Genomic DNA, 16,436 nt, shown 5'->3' with positions numbered 1-16,436 from the left:
TTTTCTTACTAAATAAGAAAGTATTTTGTTGATTAAAAATATATTTTTCGTTAGGATTTATGGAGTTTTTATAAATAAGAATAGAGGGTTATATGTCTAAATTATTAGTTGTTATAGATATGCAGAAAGGTTTTGAATGTGAAGAATCTAGAAGTGTGATTGATAAATTTAATGAAAATGTTTCTCTTTTCGATAATGTTAGTTTTGCTACATTTGAGAATAAAAAAAATTCTTTGTTTGAAACCCATCTAAAGTGGATTGATTTTCAAAGTGAGGATGATAGGCAACTTATAGATGATATAAATATTCCTGAAAACTCATTTTTTACACATCATCATAACTATACTGTATATAATGATGAGCTTAAGACTCTTATAAAAAAGCTTAATCCATCTGAAATTTATCTATCAGGTTTATTTTCAGATGTCTGTTTGTTAAAAACTTCGATGGATATGTTTGATGATGGTATTGTGCCGTATATTGTTAAGGACTTGAGTAACTCTCCTCATGGAGTAGAAGCTCATGAGGTGGCGTTTACAAGTATGAAAGAAATTTTAGGCGATGATCGTGTTGTACTAACCCAAGATCTTAAATAAAGAATATTAAATACTAATCAATTAAATTATAGTTAGGCTATTTATGTAGATCTTTTTTTATAAATAGTGATTTTAAAATATTGTTAACTCTATTGAATATGAATGATTGGTTGGGTAATATTTATTAATTGCTGTATAAATCCAATCGGATGTTGATGTCTAGATTATTAGTTGTTATTGATATGCAAAAGGGTTTTGATTGCCCTGAAGCAAAAAAAGTTGTTAAAAAAATTAATCAAACGAGCAAGCTTTTTGATAATATTTGTTTTGCGATGTTTGAAAACAAAAAAGAATCCTTATTTGAAACTCAGCTAAAGTGGATTGATTTTCAAAATGATGAAGATAAGTCTCTGATGGAGGGAATTAAGGCTTCTGAAAATGCACACTATATATGGCACTCAACATATACTGTATACAATGATGAACTTAAAAAATTTATAAAAGAGTTGCAACCAACAGAAGTTTATATATCTGGGTTATTCTCTGATGTATGCTTACTTAAAACAGCAATGGATATGTTTGATGATAATATATTGCCACGGGTTGTAAAAGATTTGAGTGCTTCTCCTCATGGTGATGGTGCACATGATGTGGCATTTGATACTATGAAAATAGCTATTGGAGAAGAGCAAATAGTTTTAACAAAAGAGATAGCTAATGTTTGATATCTATCAATGGTTAATATCTTCTTTTTATAATTTTCAAACCTATTTAGAAATAGTTGCTGCTACAACCGGAGTTGCGGGGGTGTATTTTTCTTATAAGAGAAATATTTTAGTTTATATTGTTGGTTTTATATCTTCATTAATATATGTATATCTTTTATATGAGTGGGAACTTTTTGGTGATATGTTGCTAAATTTTTATTATTTAGTCACAAATGTCATTGGTTTCTATGTATGGTTAAAACATTTTGAGGGTAGTAGTAAAATACATGTTTATGTTACCAAAGCTAAACCGTACCATAAGAAGAACTCTCTCTATATCTTTATTATTACATTTATTATTACACCATTTATATATGCTGTGCAAAAGCAAGTTTTTATTATAGATTTACCTATATATTCTTTTGTAGATTCATTTGTTACGGCAATATCGTTTTCTGGAGTGTATTTACTTATTAATAGAGCTATAGAAAGTTGGTATCTATGGGCTATTGCAGATATTGTTTCAATACCATTGTTTATATACAAAGGATATCCTATTACTGCTATTCAGTATGCTGCATTTTTAGTTTTAGTTTATCTCGGCTGGAGAGAGTGGCTGCGTGATTATAATGAAAATATTATAGAAAACAATTTATTAAAAAGTTAATTCTAATTCTGTAAATCTAACTCACTATAAAGTATTATTGATATTAAGTTTTAAAATTGTGTTAAAAAATGCATAGTGAGCCTTTAATTCCTATTTTTGTTTTGTTAATGCTAGGTATTTTAGTTGTTACGATGGTTCTCAAAAAACTGAAGCAACCTTATGTTGTAGCATATCTTTTAACTGGAATATTATTAGGACCATATGGATTAAAACTAATTGAAAATCAAGAGAATCTGGCTAGATTGGGTGAAATAGGAGTTATTCTCTTACTGTTTTTTGCAGGTATGGAGGTTTCACCAAGGAAATTCGCAGAAAATTGGAAAGTACCTACTATTGGGACAATACTTCAAATTCTCGTCACTAGCTTGATAGTTTCAGTAGTTGGTTTAGCATTAAATTGGAGTTTCGCAAAAATTTTACTTTTTGGTGCAGTGATTAGCTTAAGTAGTACAGCTGTTGTGCTTAAGTTATTGCATGATAGTGGTAGTATGAAAACACGCCTAGGTCAAAATGTACTAGGAGTCTTGTTAATACAAGATTTAGCGGTTGTTCCTATGCTTATTATTATAAAGTTAATAGGTGGTGAATCCCCAGCTCTTGATCAAATAATTATCCAGATTTTGGGAGGTATATTTGTGATAGCTATCGCAGCATTAATGGCTGTGAAGAAAAATATAAGATTATCATTTATTACTGTATTAGGTAGAGATGAAGAAATGAGAGTTTTTGCTGCCTTAATAATTTGTTTTGGAATGTCGGCACTTACAGAATCATTGGAATTATCATCAGCACTAGGTGCATTTGTCGGGGGGATGATTGTAGCAACACTTGAAGAAACAGAGTGGGTTGGGCACAGTTTATCAACAGTTAAAACTATATTTATGGCATTATTTTTTATTTCAATTGGTATGCTAATCGATTTACAATTATTTTGGGATCATATATTTGGATTTATTTCAGTATTAATATTAATATATTTCCTTAATACTACAATCAATGCTCTAATATTTAAAGCTTTAAGACAAAGGCTAGAAGAAGCTTTAATTGGTGGAGCAATGTTGTCCCAAATTGGAGAGTTTAGTTTTGTATTAATATCAATGGGTTATGTTTCTGGAATATTGGACCATGGTATGTATCAGTACTGTATTACTTTAATATCTTTGTCGTTACTATTTAGTCCATTATGGATAAGTGGAGTTAATCTTTATATCAAAAAGTTTGTTAATACTAAGGGTTCTTCTTAGTTTCTCTGATTATTTCGTGCATATATGCTTGTTCTATTTCATTTTTATCATCCATATAACAATAATATTGGACTTGAATGTTTATAAAGTTTTCTTTGTCAAGTAATGATACTATTTCTATACTAGGTGTGAAGTTTTTGATACCCACATGCTTAAGTTTATTTTTACTTATAGTTAATCTGATAATATTGTGCTAAAGACGTGAGTAATAGCATCAGATAAATTATCAAAAGAATTATTTACTTTTCTTAAAATTCTTTTAAAATTGGCCCAAATTTTTTCTATAGGATTTAAATCAGGAGAATAAGCAGGAAGGTATAGTATCTGTATATCAAACTTCTCTGCTATTTTAGCCAATTTAGGAGACTTATGAAAACTAGCATTATCCATAACAACAGTAGTCTTTGGAATTAACTCAGGACATAAATGCTCTTCAAACCACTGATTAAGAATTTGAGTATCTGTATATCCAGTATACTCTAGCGGTGCTATAATCTTCTTTTCTAAATAGTTATAACCAGCAACTATACTTTTTCTCTGAGTTTGATAAGCAATAACTTCACCATAGCTAGGTTTACCAACAAGAGACCATCCTCTTAGTACAGACTGTTTATTATCCATACCCATTTCATCTAAATATACAAGTTTGTTAGGTTCAATAGTCTCAACAACCTCTATAAAACTTTGCCTATCTTGTTCTTTTCTTTGCTTATATTTAGGTGTCTTTTTTTAAAACTAAAACCAAGTCTGGTAAGACAATCATAAAATGTGCTTCTAGGTATTTCAGGAGCTAATGCTTCTCTAATATCTAAAGCCATTGCATCTGGATATGTTCTTAAGTAGCTTTCTATCGCTTCCTTATCTGTAAAGGTTGCTACTCTACCGCAACCCAAGCCTTGCTTAGATTTATAATCACCAGTTGTCTCGTATAAGTTTATCCAAGATCTAGTAGTACGGATATCTATATTAAAAAAATTACTTAGCTCTTTGTCTGTTAGGCCTTCTTTATATTTAGTTATTACGATATCTCTGAAATCTTGGCTATATGATGACATTTTTTCTAAATATTATAACATTATTGTCAAATAACTATCGGATTAACTATATCAAGGTGCTTTTTAAGAAACTTTTATCAAAATCATATTTATTAGCTATGATTTCTTTAATTATAGTTTCAGCTATTTTAGTTGTTTCTAATACATTATTATTTTTATTAACAACAAAAGAAGTTTTGTGTAGTATTATATTTTCATCGCTTGTAAAGGTTGAAATTGGGCTTGTAATAACAAGAGAATTAGGTATTTTTAATAGTTTGCCAGTTGTTTTTTTATCACCATGTTCTACTGTTTCATACATCCTGAAATAGAAGAATTTAATTTCAGTAATATATCCGTGGTGATTCTGTATTTGGACGTGATCACCCTCAGAGAATAAGCTTCTCCAGTTAATAATAATCCAACCAACAAAATTCATAACAGTTTCTTTATTTACTATTACTAGACCAGCACCAACCAAACTTAACATTGTAAGTAAATGACTAATGCCGCCAAACCATATATTAATCATAATCAAGATTAAAATCATAATAGCTATATAGGTTATTCGTGATCTTAATTTATTAAGCTGCTTGACTGAGGTTACACGTTTTTTTAATGTATAGAATGTTAGTACTGTTATGATTGTAATAACTAAAATATTTAAAATAGTTGAAGTTAAATTTATAAATAGCTCATTATAAAGGATCATATTTTTGTGAAATTATGGTTTTATTTATGTGATTATAACTTAACAGTTACGACACTTAGTTTAAATTATTAAATATAGGCAATAAATCTTATTGTTTAAATCATTATTTGTAGATTATAATAAAAATTAATACATTTTTATATTGTGGAAGTAAAGTGATGAAAGTATTAGGTTTTGCAGCTTCAAATAGTAAGAACTCTATAAATAAACAGTTAATTGAGTATATTTTATCTAAGCTTATTGGTGTTAAAGAGTTGGTAGATATCACTGTTTATGAAATGCCAATCTACTCATTTGATTATGAGTCTGACGAGGGAGTCCCTACTCAAGCTAAAGAGTTTTTAGATAAGATTTCAGGTTTTGATTTAATCATAATATCTCATGCTGAGCATAATAGTAATTTTAGCTCTTATTATAAGAATTTACTTGATTGGTGCTCTCGTGTATCTATAGATGTGTTTCAAAACAAAAAATTGGTTTTATTAGCGACATCACCGGGTATGAGAGGTGGTAAAAATGTTTTGGAAATTGCAAAGTCGACTTCTAAAATATTTAATGGACAAGTGTGTTTTTCAATGTCTATTCCGGATTTTTATAACAAATTTCAAGCTGGAAAAATTATTGATGAGACTATTAGAGGGCAGCTTTTTGGTCAACTAAAGCAATTAGGACTTAAGTTTGATGAGCAATAAGCATAAACTAGTGTAATTATGCTTATCATATAGATATAATCGATAAGATAATATTATTTATGGTAGAGATTATGAAAATTTCAAGATACAGTCTTGCTTTGGGGTGGGCAATTTGGTTAATAGCAGCTATATTTTATGGTTTAGATTATTTTCAACATACAGCACCTAGCGTTTTAGTTAAGCCAATAGCTACAAGCATGGGGGTCGGTATAGAGGATATAGCTTATATTATGAGTATATATTTCCCTATTTATGCTATAGCTCAAATACCAGCGGGTATTCTTCTTGATAAGCTTGGTACTAAAGTTATGTTATCAGTTTCATGCTTAGTAATGAGTCTTGGAATTTTGTTATTTGTATATAATCCAGGTTTAAATACCATGTTAATTGGTAGGGTTTTAATTGCCATAGGTTCAGCAGTAGCTTTTATAGGTACATTAAAAGTGGCTGCTGATGTATTGCCTGACAGACTTTTTCCTATAGCTGTGGGACTTACAAATACGATTGGCGTATTAGGTGGAATATTTGGACAAGTTTTTTTGAATTATTTAGTAATGTTGCATGGTTGGCAAATCGCCTTAGCTTTAATAGCTTACTTTGGCATTGTATGGAGTATCGTAATTATTCTTTTACTTAAATACCCTATTAAGCCTAGTGATATTGCCATTGATAAGTTTAAATATCTGAATTTTAGAGCAAGTTTAAGATTGCTACTAAATAAAAAACTTTGGTTATTATCAATATATGCTGGTTTAATGGTTGGGATAGTTGTTAACTCTTTTTCTGAGCTGTACGATGTATTGTTTTTAGAACAAGCTTATGGTTTAACAGAGCATATAGCTGCTAAAGTAAGTGTGATGATGTTTATTGGTATAGCAGTCGGCGGTCCATCTCATGGTTTAATTGTTAGGTTATTTAATGAGAAAAGATTGTGGATGTTAGTTTGTAATATAATTACATTATTAGCATTCTCATCGGTAATTTTATTTGCTGATTTTATATCTGTAAAATTATTATATGTTATATTTTTTATAATAGGTTTTTCAGTATCAAGCATGCTATTAGCTTTTTCTGTAGTAGAGGAGATATTTCCTCCACAAATTAAAGCGACCGCATTAGCTATAGTCAATATGGTTATAGGATTATGTGGTGCAATATTTCAATATATGATTAGTTTTATTAGTGTATATCTAAATGGAGGGCCTCTGGTAGGACATATAAAATCAAATGTGTTTGATCAATCATTTATATGTCTAATAATACCACTACTTATAAGTACATTTATTATATATATGCTTGTGTTAGAAAAGAAAAAAACAGTTAAATTAGTTAGTTAGCCAGTTATTTATCTAAAAATATAATTTCTTTGGTTGAGCGGCAAAAAGTTTCTTTAATGAAAAATATGCTGATTAATATACCTATTGCTGTAAAAATAAGTAGTAAACTTAGGCTGGACTGGTAACTATAGATGGAAGGGTGCTTACCATCGTCAGACAATAGATTTAAAACTTCACTAATAAGTGGTGCTCCTATTCCAACTGATAACATTATCAGAAAGTTATTAACTCCTAAAGCTGCTGCTCTACAATTAGAATTAGATTGTTCTGCGATAATTGCAAACCCAATGCTTTGTCCACTTGCCCCAAAGCCAAGGGAAGCAAAAGCAATGTATAGAACTGTTGGGCTTACTGGAAGAAATATTATCGTAGATAATGATATAAAAACTAAGCAGACTGCAAAAATCATAATAGGTTTTCTTCTTTTAATTTTATCTGAAAACGCTCCTAAGCTAGGACATCCAATACCATATCCTAACCATGCAAGTGTAATTAAATAAGAAGAAAATTTTGAATCAAAACCGTTTAGTTGCAAAAAACCCTTAGCAGCATTTTCAGATAAATATTCTATAGCTAAATAAGTTGTTGCAGAAAATATAGCTATTATCCAGATTTGTTTATTTGAGAAAATACTTTTAATCCCAGTTAAGACGGAGACTCTATTTTGCAGAAGAATAAATCTATTTTCATTTGAACTGCTATTAGAACTATCATTATTTTTAACTATAAATATAGTTATAACAGCTAATATTACACCAGCTATAGCTAAGGCTATAAATACATAGCGCCAATCAACACTGCCACCTTGAGACAATGAACTTAATGGTCCAGCAGCTAACATAGGCCCTAAAACACCTATAAATTGTGAGAGACCTATAAATAGACCTATATGCTTATGTGGGAGCCAATCATATACTGCAATTAATAAACATAAGAAACCAAAAGATGCACCAAATCCTATCATGATACGATAAATTAATGCAGCAGCAAAGCTACTAGAAAGGCCAAATAGACCAACTCCTAGAGCACAGATTAAAATAGCTAGGGTAAGCGCTTTTTTTAGTCCAAGTTTATCAGTGATTATACCAACCGGTATTTGCATGATTCCATATGTTAGTTGATAAGCTGTAGAGCTTAAAATACTGAAAGTTAATATATTTAAATCAAGATCGGATATGATTTGGTGTTCAAAAGTTCCTAATATAGTTCTAAGAAGAAACTCATACATAAAAAAGGCAGCGCATGTTAACCATATCAATATGGCCAAAAAAGATATCCTATTATTCATCGTTAAAGTTTTCTTTTGATATTTCTTCCCAATTTTCTATTTTAGCCTCTGCTTTCTCATCATCTTGAAAAGAAGAAACCTTAAAAACTTGATCGCCTTCTTTGATCATTGGATAATTATTAATACCAAGTACAATGCCGTCGATAGGAGATTTTAAATGAATACTATCATCATTACCAAATGGATCTGTTAGTTTTCCTATTTTTTCACCTTCTTTAACTCTAGTGCCTAATTCTATTTCAGTTCGTAAAATTCCAGGTTTATCTGAAACTGTCCATTCAGTATCTTCAGAAACAACTGGTTTGACTTGTTGAGTAAACTCTTCATCCTCTAATAATTTGAGTTTGCGCATTACGTTTTGAATACCAGCTATACCGGTATTAATATCCTCTTCATCAAACTTATTTGCTTCACCAGCTTCAAAGCAAATAAAAGGGATGTTTAGATCTTGATGAATCTTGCGAATGCTTGATTGATTCATGTTAACAGCAGTAATAACAGGTGCTTGGAATGCTCGAGCCATTTTTATAGATTCATCGTCATCAGCATTAAAATATACTTGAGGAAGAATATCATGGTTTGCAGCCCCAGTTTTAAGCTGAATAGAGTAATCAGCTCTTTTGATAATTTCTTGAGTTACTCTATATGCATAGCGTTGCATATATGATCCATTTTCATCACCGGGGAATGCTTGGTCTAAGGGTGAATTATGCTTTACGGCATGCACTAAACCAAAGATATTAAGCACTGGTATGGCTATGATTGTACCTCCTAATTCTTTTGGATTGATGTTATCTAGAAGGGTGTTTATAATTTCAATGCTATTGAATTCATTGTCATTAACCATGCCGAAAACCAGTATGCATGGACCTTCTTTGGTTCCATTAAGTATTTTTATTGGTAGGTACATCGGAGCACAAGAGTACTGGCTAGGTAGTGGCATCGCTAAGGTAGCCATCTCTCCAGGTTGGAAGGTATTGTCAAAAATTTTAAATTTCATAGATTTAGTATATTACAAATAATATTCAGATTTTAATGAGTTCAGTATAGCAAAGCACAAAAATTAATTCAAAATTGCAAGGCTATGATTTTGCTATATAATATTGATTTTTTTAATAAAAGTAAAATTTAGAGTTTGTAAAATTAGAAAAAAAGATTAAAATTGAACCTGTAAGTATGTATAAATAGCAAAGGTTTTAAAAAAAATGTCTGAAGATTTGATGATTTTTAGTGGTAATGCATCTAAAGTTCTTGCTAGTGAAGTGGCTAAAGAATTAGGGGCGACTCTTGGTAATGCTACAGTTGGTAGATTTAAAGATGGAGAAATACATGTAGTATTGAATGAGAATGTTCGAGGTAAAGACATTTTTGTTATACAATCGACATGTCCTCCAGCAGATAACTTAATGGAGCTTATTTTGTTAATAGATGCATTAAAAAGATCATCTGCAGAGAGGGTTACGGCTGTTTTACCATATTTTGGCTACGCAAGGCAAGATCGACGTTCAAAATCAGCAAGGGTTCCGATATCAGCAAAGGTTGTTGCAAATTTACTTCAGGCTGTTGGCCTAGATAGGATATTATCTGCGGATATTCATGCGGAGCAAATCCAAGGTTTTTTCGATATTCCTTTTGATAATGCTTTTGCAACTAAGATATTTTTGGAGCATGTACGTAAAAACCCTGATAAATATGAAAACATAAAGATTGTATCTCCAGATATGGGTGGTGTAGTTAGAGCTAGGTCGGTAGCTAAAAATCTTGGCGTTGAGATTGCAGTGGTTGATAAAAGAAGACCAAAGCCTAATGTTGCTGAAGTTATGAATATAATTGGTGATGTCGAAGGTAAGCACTGTATATTAGTAGATGATATTATGGATACTGGTGGTACTATGTGTCAAGCTGCTAAAGCACTTATGGAAAAGGGTGGCGCTGCTAAAGTTTCTGCATTTTGCGTACATCCTTTACTTTCTGGAGATGCTATAAAAAACATAGACACCTCTTCTATAGAAGAGCTCATTGTAACTGATTCTATACCTCTTAAACCACATGCAGAAGCATGTAAGAAAATAAAAGTTATATCATTAGCACCATTATTAGCTCAAATAGTTGAAAAAACAAATGGCGAAGAATCTGTTAGTGATATTTTCCGTACAGATGGTTTAGTTGATTAATTAATAATTTTCTTGAATTTTTAGTTTAAATCCACTAGAATATGGCAGTTAATCTAGGGTCGCATAGATTAAGAGTATTTGTTTAAAATAAAGTAAGGAATCTAACAATGGCAAATTTTGTACTAAAAGCAGAAAAGAGAGATGACTTAGGTACTGGTGCGAGCCGCCGTCTAAGAAGAGCTGGTAAAATTCCAGCTGTTATATATGGTGGTGACAAAGAAGCAGTATCTATCGTTATAGATCATGATAAAGTATTACATTCTACAGAAGATAAAGCATTCTTCTCTAGTGAAATAACTTTAGAAATTAATGGTAGTGAAGAGAAAGTTATCATAAAAGCATTACAAAGACATCCATATAAAGTTAAGCTAGTTCATGCTGACTTTATGAGAGTGTAAATAATAATATTTATTCTTATTTAACCTATAGTTTGCTGTTATAAAAAATCTTGTGTTAGAATTATATTCTTAACTTATTATTCTGACTACTAATAATATGAGCACCTATATGGTTATAATTATTTTATTTATACTTATCTGTACTTCAGCATTTTTTTCTAGCTCTGAAACAGCTATGATGGCTTTAAATAAGTATAAATTAAAACATTTAGCAAAGAAAAATCATCAAGCAGCTAAAAGAAGCTTACTTTTGGTTCGAAACCCTGAAAAATTATTAGTTGCTATCCTTATAGGAAATACTTTTGCTAATATTTTTGCTGGTACGGTTATATCCTCATATTCAGTAGATCATTTTGGAGATATTGGATTGCTTGTTTCGACTATAGTTGTAACTATTCTGGTATTAGTATTTGGTGAGATAATACCTAAATCATTTGCAGCTATTTATCCTCAACGTTTAGCTTTTCCTTTTTCATTACCACTTAAGATCATTATAATACTACTCTATCCTGTAGTAGTGTTTCTAAGTTTAGTTTCTAAAACGGCCTTAAAAATATTTGGTATTAAGATGGAGCCTATAAATAATGAATCTTTAGATAAAGAAGAAATACATACGGTTGTACATGAATCAAATGCAAAGCTTGGAATAAAAAATAAAAACATGCTTTTGGGTGTTTTAGAGCTAGATAAAGTGCTTGTTCAAGAAGTGATGACTCATTTTAACAAGATAGAATATATTGATTTAAATAGTTCTGTAGAAAAAAATTTAGCTAAAATAGCTAAGCTTAAATCAGTAAATATTATTTTATGTGAAAATGGTGTTAATAATGTTGTTGGAGTTATAAAACTAAAAGAAATAACAAATTTATTGATTACCACTAAAAAATCTAATATTACTAAAGTAAGTTTACGTAAAATTGCACAGCAACCATATTTTATCCCTGAGACTGTAGCCTTGCAATCACAATTAATAAATTTTCAAAAGAAAAGTAAGCGTTTTGCTATAGTTGTTGATGAGTATGGCGATGTTAGCGGTGTTATTACAATTGAAGATATTATGGAAGAAATAGTTGGTGAGTTCTCTGATAGGTTTGATGTGAATAACAATATCCATAAGTCTGAGGATGGTTCTTATTTAATTGGCGGTAGTGCCACACTTAGAGAGATAAATCGTCATATAGGTATTGAGTTTGAAAGTGAAGATGCTAAAACACTATCTGGTCTTATAATAGAAGAGATTGAAAACTTGCCGTCAGGACCTTGTTGTATTAAGTATGGTAATATCCTGTTAGAGATTCTAGATATTACAGATAATAAAATAATTTTAATTAAGTTAAGTATTTTTTAAATTTTTATATTTATTTAAACATTAAATCTAAAATTAACTACATCGCCATCTTTCATTACATATTCTTTACCTTCTAGGCGAGCTTTACCCGCCTCTTTAGCACCTTTTTCACCATTGTATTGGATATAGTCATTATAGGAAATAACTTCAGCTCTAATAAAGCCACGTTCGAAATCTGTGTGAATGACACCAGCAGCTTGTGGAGCTGTGGCGCCAATAGGTATAGTCCAAGCTCTAACCTCTTTGACACCAGCTGTTAGGTAGGTGTGGAGGTTTAAAAGTGTATAGCCTGCTTTGATGACTCTATCAAGCCCAGTTTCTGTAAGTCCCATATCAGCTAAAAATTCTATTTTTTCTTCTGGCTCTAGTTGAGATATTTCTTGTTCCATTGCTGCGCAAACTGGAACAACATTTGAATTTTGAGTTTTAGCATATTCTATTACGATGTTAAGTAGAGGGTTATTTTCGAAACCATTATCATCAACATTGGCAATATAAAGTACAGGCTTAGCTGTAAGCAAAGGCGTTTGTTTTAACCATATGCTTTGATCGTCTGTTAGGTTAAAAGTTCGAGCTGGTTTTTCTGACTCTAAGTGTTCTTTTAAGTTGGTGTAAAAATCAGCTTTTGCAAGAGCTTCTTTGTCACCAGATTTTTTCATTTTTGAGAATCTTTGTATAGCTTTGTCACAAGACTCTATATCAGCTAGGATTAGTTCCATATTGATGGTGTTAATATCATCAATAGGGTCTACCTTACCATTTACATGAATTACATTTTCATCATCAAAACATCTTACTACATGCGCTATAGCATCTGTTTCTCTAATATTAGCTAAAAATTTATTTCCAAGCCCCTCACCTTTGCTAGCTCCAGCAACTAAGCCTGCAATATCAACAAACTCCATAGTGGTCGGAAGTATTCTTTCAGGTTTTACTATTTTTGCTAGTCGATTAAGTCTTTGGTCCGGAACAGAGACAATACCAACATTTGGATCAATTGTACAAAAAGGATAATTCTCTGCATCAATACCAGCTTCTGTAAGAGCATTAAAAAGAGTTGATTTACCAACATTAGGTAGGCCTACAATACCACATTTAAATCCCATTATTATTTCCTTATTTTATTATTTTGTATGAAGCCTTTGCATTACAGGCTCTAATTGATAGTTAATTATATCATCCAAAAAACACATGCTATTTTCAATGGCATTATCTATGTTTTGTTTTTGTAATATAGATGGGCTTGATAATACATAGTTTGAAACTTTAGACTTGTGATCAGGATGACCTATGCCTATTCTTAGACGTAAATATTCATTAGTACCTAAGTGCTGGTGAATACTTCTAAGGCCATTATGACCACCATGGCCACCACCTTGTTTTAAGCGAACCTCTCCTGAATCTATATCTAGCTCATCATGAACTATAAGTATTTCTTCTGGCGCAATTTTATAAAAATTAGCAATTTTGCTAACAGCTAATCCACTATTATTCATATAAGTTGTAGGAAATACTAAAAGGATATTGTTGTAAGCTATGTTTACTTTAGCTATTTGTGAATTTAGTTTAGAATTTAAACTAAATACCTCACCCTTATCTTTTGCTATTTTTGCAATAAACCATTCACCAACGTTATGACGAGTGTTTTCATATTCTTTGCCTATATTTCCTAGGCCTACAATCATTTTTATTTTAGGCATTTTTATCAGAATTATTATTTAGTTGAAGCTCATCTAAAAGAATCTTAGTTACTTCTCTTAGCACTTTGTTATTTGGTTTAGCATTCTTTGTCGGTTGAGTGTAAAAAATTGACATTGCTATAGCTCTATTATCATCTGGCCATATAATTGCTACATCATTGGTAGTACCGTATTGGCAAGTACCAGTTTTATCACCTATGTCCCAATGATCTGGAATTTCAGCAGCAATTCTATCATAGCCTGTTTCATTAGCTTTTAGCCATTTTTTAAATAATACTCTATGTTTTTTATCAAGCACATCATTACTAAATGCCAGTTCATTTATATCACGAGCCATTATTTTTGGCGTTGTTTTATTAAGATTAGTTGTTAGGTCAACATTATTTACTTTAGGTGCCATACTAACTACTTTTGTTGCATGATCATGTAAAGAAAGTATGAATTCTTTTAATTTTTTTAGGCCACCAAGTTTATAAATCAAAATATTTGTAGCAGTATTATCATTTGCTATAGATGCTTCACAAAGTTGTTCGATAGTCATCTCTTTTGCAATATGTTTTTGGGTAATAGGGGAATAACCAGTAATTTGATTTTTTATTATTTTAACCTTTTTATCTAGGAGCCCCTTATCTAGCATACTTTGTTTTAATATTGCCCCAACCACAAGGAATTTATATGTGCTACATATAGGGAAGTAGAAGCTGGCATTATGTGAGAAATTATGCCAATTATTTCTATTTATAGTATAGACACCTATTTTTCCACCATATTCTTTTTCTATTTTTTTTAAGTCATTGGAAACTTGGATATTTATATTTGAGCTAGCAAAGACAATTGCTATGGAAAATATACTAGTAATAAAAATGATAATTTTTTTCATATTTTATACTTAGAATTGATTAGAGGTTAAGAGTAAAAACTCATCAATTTTTTTAATATTATCCTTATTAGCAATTGTAGCATCAGTAAGAGGAAGTTTGTTACCACCAGATAGCTTTAAAGCATCTTGAGGGGTTTTGTAAAGAATAGTAGGAAATCCTTTTATATCATTGGATAATTTCATATTATTTAAGGTCTTCTCATTTTCTTGGGTTAAGCCTTTATCATAAGTTTTAGTATTATGATATTCAATCAATGCATTAAGAGGAACTTTGGAATTAAATAGACTATTAACTATATTTGTACTATTGCTTAGAGCTCCAAGTGGGACCCAACGTACAGAGAGTTGTCCTGATTTTATAGCAGGTTGCGTTGCGTCAAATAGACGATTACAATAACTGCAGCTAGGATCTATGATTGCATAAAATTTATGTGGAGCATCAATATTACCTTGTTGTATGTATGATGCATGTTTTTTAAGATCTAAATATAATTCTTTAGCTTTTTGGTTTGATGTAAAATAATTGGCATATATTTGATTTAGGCTTATTAATTTTTTTTCGTTTCTATCCCAAGCTAAAAGCTCACCATTTACAATTACACTACCATCTTCACTTGTGAATGTTATAGTCCGGCTGTCGGGATTTTTTTTCTCTTCGAGAACATATGCTTCAAGGTGAATCCCAGTATCAAATGTTTTTATGATTTTATATTGAGGGAAAGACTGCTTAACAATATATATACCATGATTAGTGGTTGAAATATTTCTATTTAAACTAGCAGAGTTAAAAATATATAGTATGAGTAATAGTACTACCACAGCTAGTACTAAAATAGTGAAATTTTTCTTTTGCATTTAGATACTATTGTAATTGAATTAGCATGATGTGATTATACCATATATAGACATTATCTTTAGTTACAAGATAAAAAAATGTAGCTAAAATAATTGCAGGTCCAAAAGCTATGGTGTTTGTTCTGCGAGCAAGCAAGTTGATAACAAAAGCTATTATGATACCAAATATACAGCTTATAAAAATTGTATACAGTAACATAGGGTAACCAAACCATGCACCTATAGCTGCAAGAAGTTTAAAGTCACCATAGCCAAAACCTTCTTTATTTGTGACTAATTTGTATATCCAGTAGACACTCCATAATGAGAGGTAGCCTATGATAGCTCCCCATACTGATTGGTCAAGAGTTGTGAAAATATTATAGTAATTTAAAATTATTCCAAGCCAAACTAGTGTTAAAGTAAATGAATCTGGAAGTATTTGATATTTGGTATCTATAAATAATAATGGTATAAAAAATATACTAAGAATAATTAGAGCCAAGCTTTGCAATGTGAATCCAAAATAACAGAAAATTGCAATAAATAATATGGCTGTAATAAATTCTACTAAGGGGTACTGAAAGGAAATTTTATTTTTGCAAAAAAAACATTTACCTCTAAGCATAAACCAACTTAATATTGGGATATTGTGGCGATATTTAAGTTTATTTTGACATTTTGGACATTTTGAGGGAGTTAATAAGCTATAATTTTTATCAGATTTCACTGGAGGTAATTTAAGTATCTCACGAGCAATGGTTTTTTCATCAGAAAATAACTTATTTGGAACACGATATATTAAAACGTTTAAAAAGCTACCTATAGATGCTCCAATTAAGAATATAAAGAAAAAAATCATATATATATCATAATGCATTTTAT

At 30.6% G+C, this 16,436-nt stretch carries 19 protein-coding genes; 9 read left to right on the top strand and 10 right to left on the bottom strand.

Annotated features, from left to right (window positions below; all coding sequences use genetic code 11):
• The first annotated feature begins 92 nt into the window (after positions 1 to 92).
• From ACR0PV_RS06360 to ACR0PV_RS06345, 4 genes are all read left to right on the top strand, one after another.
• On the top strand, positions 93 to 596 hold the full coding sequence (locus ACR0PV_RS06360; RefSeq protein WP_488172306.1) for an isochorismatase family protein: 504 nt from the start codon (positions 93 to 95) through the stop codon (positions 594 to 596).
• 155 nt (positions 597 to 751) lie between these two features.
• Positions 752 to 1,261 (top strand): isochorismatase family protein, encoded by a 510-nt coding sequence (locus ACR0PV_RS06355; protein WP_488172305.1) that lies wholly within the window; start codon positions 752 to 754, stop codon positions 1,259 to 1,261.
• Positions 1,254 to 1,910 carry a nicotinamide riboside transporter PnuC gene (gene pnuC / locus ACR0PV_RS06350; RefSeq protein WP_488172304.1) on the top strand — a complete coding sequence of 219 codons (657 nt, stop codon included), beginning with the start codon at positions 1,254 to 1,256 and terminating at the stop codon, positions 1,908 to 1,910. Before ACR0PV_RS06355 ends, pnuC begins: the two co-directional genes overlap by 8 nt.
• Before the next feature lie 68 nt (positions 1,911 to 1,978).
• Positions 1,979 to 3,154: a cation:proton antiporter gene (locus ACR0PV_RS06345; RefSeq protein WP_488172303.1), complete on the top strand. Its 1,176-nt coding sequence runs from the start codon at positions 1,979 to 1,981 to the stop codon at positions 3,152 to 3,154.
• On the opposite strand, the gene ACR0PV_RS06340 is transcribed toward ACR0PV_RS06345, so the two are convergent.
• The 3 genes from ACR0PV_RS06340 to ACR0PV_RS06330 form a co-directional block, all read right to left on the bottom strand.
• Positions 3,138 to 3,302, bottom strand: a complete 165-nt coding sequence (locus ACR0PV_RS06340) for a hypothetical protein (RefSeq protein ID WP_488172302.1) — start codon at positions 3,300 to 3,302, stop codon at positions 3,138 to 3,140. The genes ACR0PV_RS06345 and ACR0PV_RS06340 overlap by 17 nt on opposite strands.
• Positions 3,303 to 3,328: 26 nt before the next feature.
• Positions 3,329 to 4,209, bottom strand: a protein-coding gene (locus tag ACR0PV_RS06335; RefSeq protein ID WP_488172178.1) for an IS630 family transposase whose coding sequence is annotated in 2 segments (ribosomal slippage) — positions 3,329 to 3,885 and positions 3,885 to 4,209 — 882 coding nt in all. Because the reading frame shifts where the segments join, the coding sequence is not laid out codon by codon here.
• Between the two features lie 46 nt (positions 4,210 to 4,255).
• Complete coding sequence (locus ACR0PV_RS06330; RefSeq protein WP_488172301.1) at positions 4,256 to 4,738, bottom strand: mechanosensitive ion channel domain-containing protein; 483 nt, start codon at positions 4,736 to 4,738, stop codon at positions 4,256 to 4,258.
• A 320-nt stretch (positions 4,739 to 5,058) separates the two neighbouring features.
• On the opposite strand from ACR0PV_RS06330, the gene ACR0PV_RS06325 reads away from it, so the two are divergent.
• Together ACR0PV_RS06325 and ACR0PV_RS06320 are read left to right on the top strand one after the other, a co-directional pair.
• Entirely contained in the window at positions 5,059 to 5,592 is a 534-nt protein-coding gene (locus tag ACR0PV_RS06325; protein WP_488173973.1) for an NADPH-dependent FMN reductase, read from the top strand.
• 71 nt (positions 5,593 to 5,663) lie between these two features.
• Positions 5,664 to 6,929 (top strand): MFS transporter, encoded by a 1,266-nt coding sequence (locus ACR0PV_RS06320; protein WP_488172300.1) that lies wholly within the window; start codon positions 5,664 to 5,666, stop codon positions 6,927 to 6,929.
• 4 nt (positions 6,930 to 6,933) lie between these two features.
• Here ACR0PV_RS06320 and ACR0PV_RS06315 read toward each other — a convergent pair whose 3' ends face one another.
• Positions 6,934 to 8,217 (bottom strand): MFS transporter, encoded by a 1,284-nt coding sequence (locus tag ACR0PV_RS06315; protein WP_488172299.1) that lies wholly within the window; start codon positions 8,215 to 8,217, stop codon positions 6,934 to 6,936.
• Positions 8,210 to 9,217 carry a succinylglutamate desuccinylase/aspartoacylase family protein gene (locus tag ACR0PV_RS06310; RefSeq protein ID WP_488172298.1) on the bottom strand — a complete coding sequence of 336 codons (1,008 nt, stop codon included), beginning with the start codon at positions 9,215 to 9,217 and terminating at the stop codon, positions 8,210 to 8,212. Before ACR0PV_RS06310 ends, ACR0PV_RS06315 begins: the two co-directional genes overlap by 8 nt.
• A gap of 205 nt (positions 9,218 to 9,422) precedes the next feature.
• Here ACR0PV_RS06310 and ACR0PV_RS06305 point away from each other — a divergent pair, with 205 nt between their 5' ends.
• The 3 genes from ACR0PV_RS06305 (at position 9,423) to ACR0PV_RS06295 (ending at position 12,137) form a co-directional block, all read left to right on the top strand.
• Positions 9,423 to 10,391, top strand: a complete 969-nt coding sequence (locus tag ACR0PV_RS06305; protein ID WP_488172297.1) for a ribose-phosphate pyrophosphokinase — start codon at positions 9,423 to 9,425, stop codon at positions 10,389 to 10,391.
• A gap of 107 nt (positions 10,392 to 10,498) precedes the next feature.
• Positions 10,499 to 10,789, top strand: coding sequence for a 50S ribosomal protein L25 (rplY, locus tag ACR0PV_RS06300; protein ID WP_488172296.1), 291 nt, complete (start codon positions 10,499 to 10,501; stop codon positions 10,787 to 10,789).
• Positions 10,790 to 10,886: 97 nt separating this feature from the next.
• The gene (locus tag ACR0PV_RS06295) at positions 10,887 to 12,137 is read left to right on the top strand and encodes an HlyC/CorC family transporter (RefSeq protein WP_488172295.1); all 1,251 of its coding nucleotides are present in this window, start codon (positions 10,887 to 10,889) and stop codon (positions 12,135 to 12,137) included.
• Between the two features lie 14 nt (positions 12,138 to 12,151).
• Here the strand turns inward: ACR0PV_RS06295 and ychF are convergent, their stop codons facing one another.
• From ychF to ACR0PV_RS06270, 5 genes are read right to left on the bottom strand one after another with little or no spacing between them, the layout of a single operon-like run.
• Positions 12,152 to 13,243 carry a redox-regulated ATPase YchF gene (ychF, locus tag ACR0PV_RS06290; protein ID WP_488172294.1) on the bottom strand — a complete coding sequence of 364 codons (1,092 nt, stop codon included), beginning with the start codon at positions 13,241 to 13,243 and terminating at the stop codon, positions 12,152 to 12,154.
• A gap of 18 nt (positions 13,244 to 13,261) precedes the next feature.
• Entirely contained in the window at positions 13,262 to 13,837 is a 576-nt protein-coding gene (pth, locus tag ACR0PV_RS06285; RefSeq protein WP_488172293.1) for an aminoacyl-tRNA hydrolase, read from the bottom strand.
• Positions 13,830 to 14,717, bottom strand: coding sequence for a class A beta-lactamase (gene bla / locus ACR0PV_RS06280; RefSeq protein ID WP_488172292.1), 888 nt, complete (start codon positions 14,715 to 14,717; stop codon positions 13,830 to 13,832). Before bla ends, pth begins: the two co-directional genes overlap by 8 nt.
• Positions 14,718 to 14,726: 9 nt before the next feature.
• A complete protein-coding gene (locus tag ACR0PV_RS06275; RefSeq protein ID WP_488172291.1) occupies positions 14,727 to 15,572 on the bottom strand; it encodes a thioredoxin domain-containing protein in 846 nt (281 codons plus the stop codon).
• 7 nt (positions 15,573 to 15,579) lie between these two features.
• The gene (locus ACR0PV_RS06270) at positions 15,580 to 16,431 is read right to left on the bottom strand and encodes a prepilin peptidase (protein ID WP_488172290.1); all 852 of its coding nucleotides are present in this window, start codon (positions 16,429 to 16,431) and stop codon (positions 15,580 to 15,582) included.
• Positions 16,432 to 16,436: the final 5 nt, after the last annotated feature.

It is taken from the genome of Francisella sp. AG1 (assembly GCF_057683165.1).
The sequence above is the reverse complement of the archived record's forward strand: the minus strand, read 5'-3'. Positions and strand labels throughout refer to the sequence as shown.

Bases quoted from the DNA above. Each gene is read 5' to 3' on its own strand.
- ACR0PV_RS06360 (WP_488172306.1), top strand. From the start codon at position 93: ATGTCTAAATTATTAGTTGTTATAGATATGCAGAAAGGTTTTGAATGT.
- ACR0PV_RS06355 (WP_488172305.1), top strand. From the start codon at position 752: ATGTCTAGATTATTAGTTGTTATTGATATGCAAAAGGGTTTTGATTGC.
- pnuC (WP_488172304.1), top strand. From the start codon at position 1,254: ATGTTTGATATCTATCAATGGTTAATATCTTCTTTTTATAATTTTCAA.
- ACR0PV_RS06345 (WP_488172303.1), top strand. From the start codon at position 1,979: ATGCATAGTGAGCCTTTAATTCCTATTTTTGTTTTGTTAATGCTAGGT.
- ACR0PV_RS06330 (WP_488172301.1), bottom strand. From the start codon at position 4,738: ATGATTTTAATCTTGATTATGATTAATATATGGTTTGGCGGCATTAGT.
- ACR0PV_RS06325 (WP_488173973.1), top strand. From the start codon at position 5,059: ATGAAAGTATTAGGTTTTGCAGCTTCAAATAGTAAGAACTCTATAAAT.
- ACR0PV_RS06320 (WP_488172300.1), top strand. From the start codon at position 5,664: ATGAAAATTTCAAGATACAGTCTTGCTTTGGGGTGGGCAATTTGGTTA.
- ACR0PV_RS06315 (WP_488172299.1), bottom strand. From the start codon at position 8,217: ATGAATAATAGGATATCTTTTTTGGCCATATTGATATGGTTAACATGC.
- ACR0PV_RS06310 (WP_488172298.1), bottom strand. From the start codon at position 9,217: ATGAAATTTAAAATTTTTGACAATACCTTCCAACCTGGAGAGATGGCT.
- ACR0PV_RS06305 (WP_488172297.1), top strand. From the start codon at position 9,423: ATGTCTGAAGATTTGATGATTTTTAGTGGTAATGCATCTAAAGTTCTT.
- rplY (WP_488172296.1), top strand. From the start codon at position 10,499: ATGGCAAATTTTGTACTAAAAGCAGAAAAGAGAGATGACTTAGGTACT.
- ACR0PV_RS06295 (WP_488172295.1), top strand. From the start codon at position 10,887: ATGAGCACCTATATGGTTATAATTATTTTATTTATACTTATCTGTACT.
- ychF (WP_488172294.1), bottom strand. From the start codon at position 13,243: ATGGGATTTAAATGTGGTATTGTAGGCCTACCTAATGTTGGTAAATCA.
- pth (WP_488172293.1), bottom strand. From the start codon at position 13,837: ATGCCTAAAATAAAAATGATTGTAGGCCTAGGAAATATAGGCAAAGAA.
- bla (WP_488172292.1), bottom strand. From the start codon at position 14,717: ATGAAAAAAATTATCATTTTTATTACTAGTATATTTTCCATAGCAATT.
- ACR0PV_RS06275 (WP_488172291.1), bottom strand. From the start codon at position 15,572: ATGCAAAAGAAAAATTTCACTATTTTAGTACTAGCTGTGGTAGTACTA.
- ACR0PV_RS06270 (WP_488172290.1), bottom strand. From the start codon at position 16,431: ATGCATTATGATATATATATGATTTTTTTCTTTATATTCTTAATTGGA.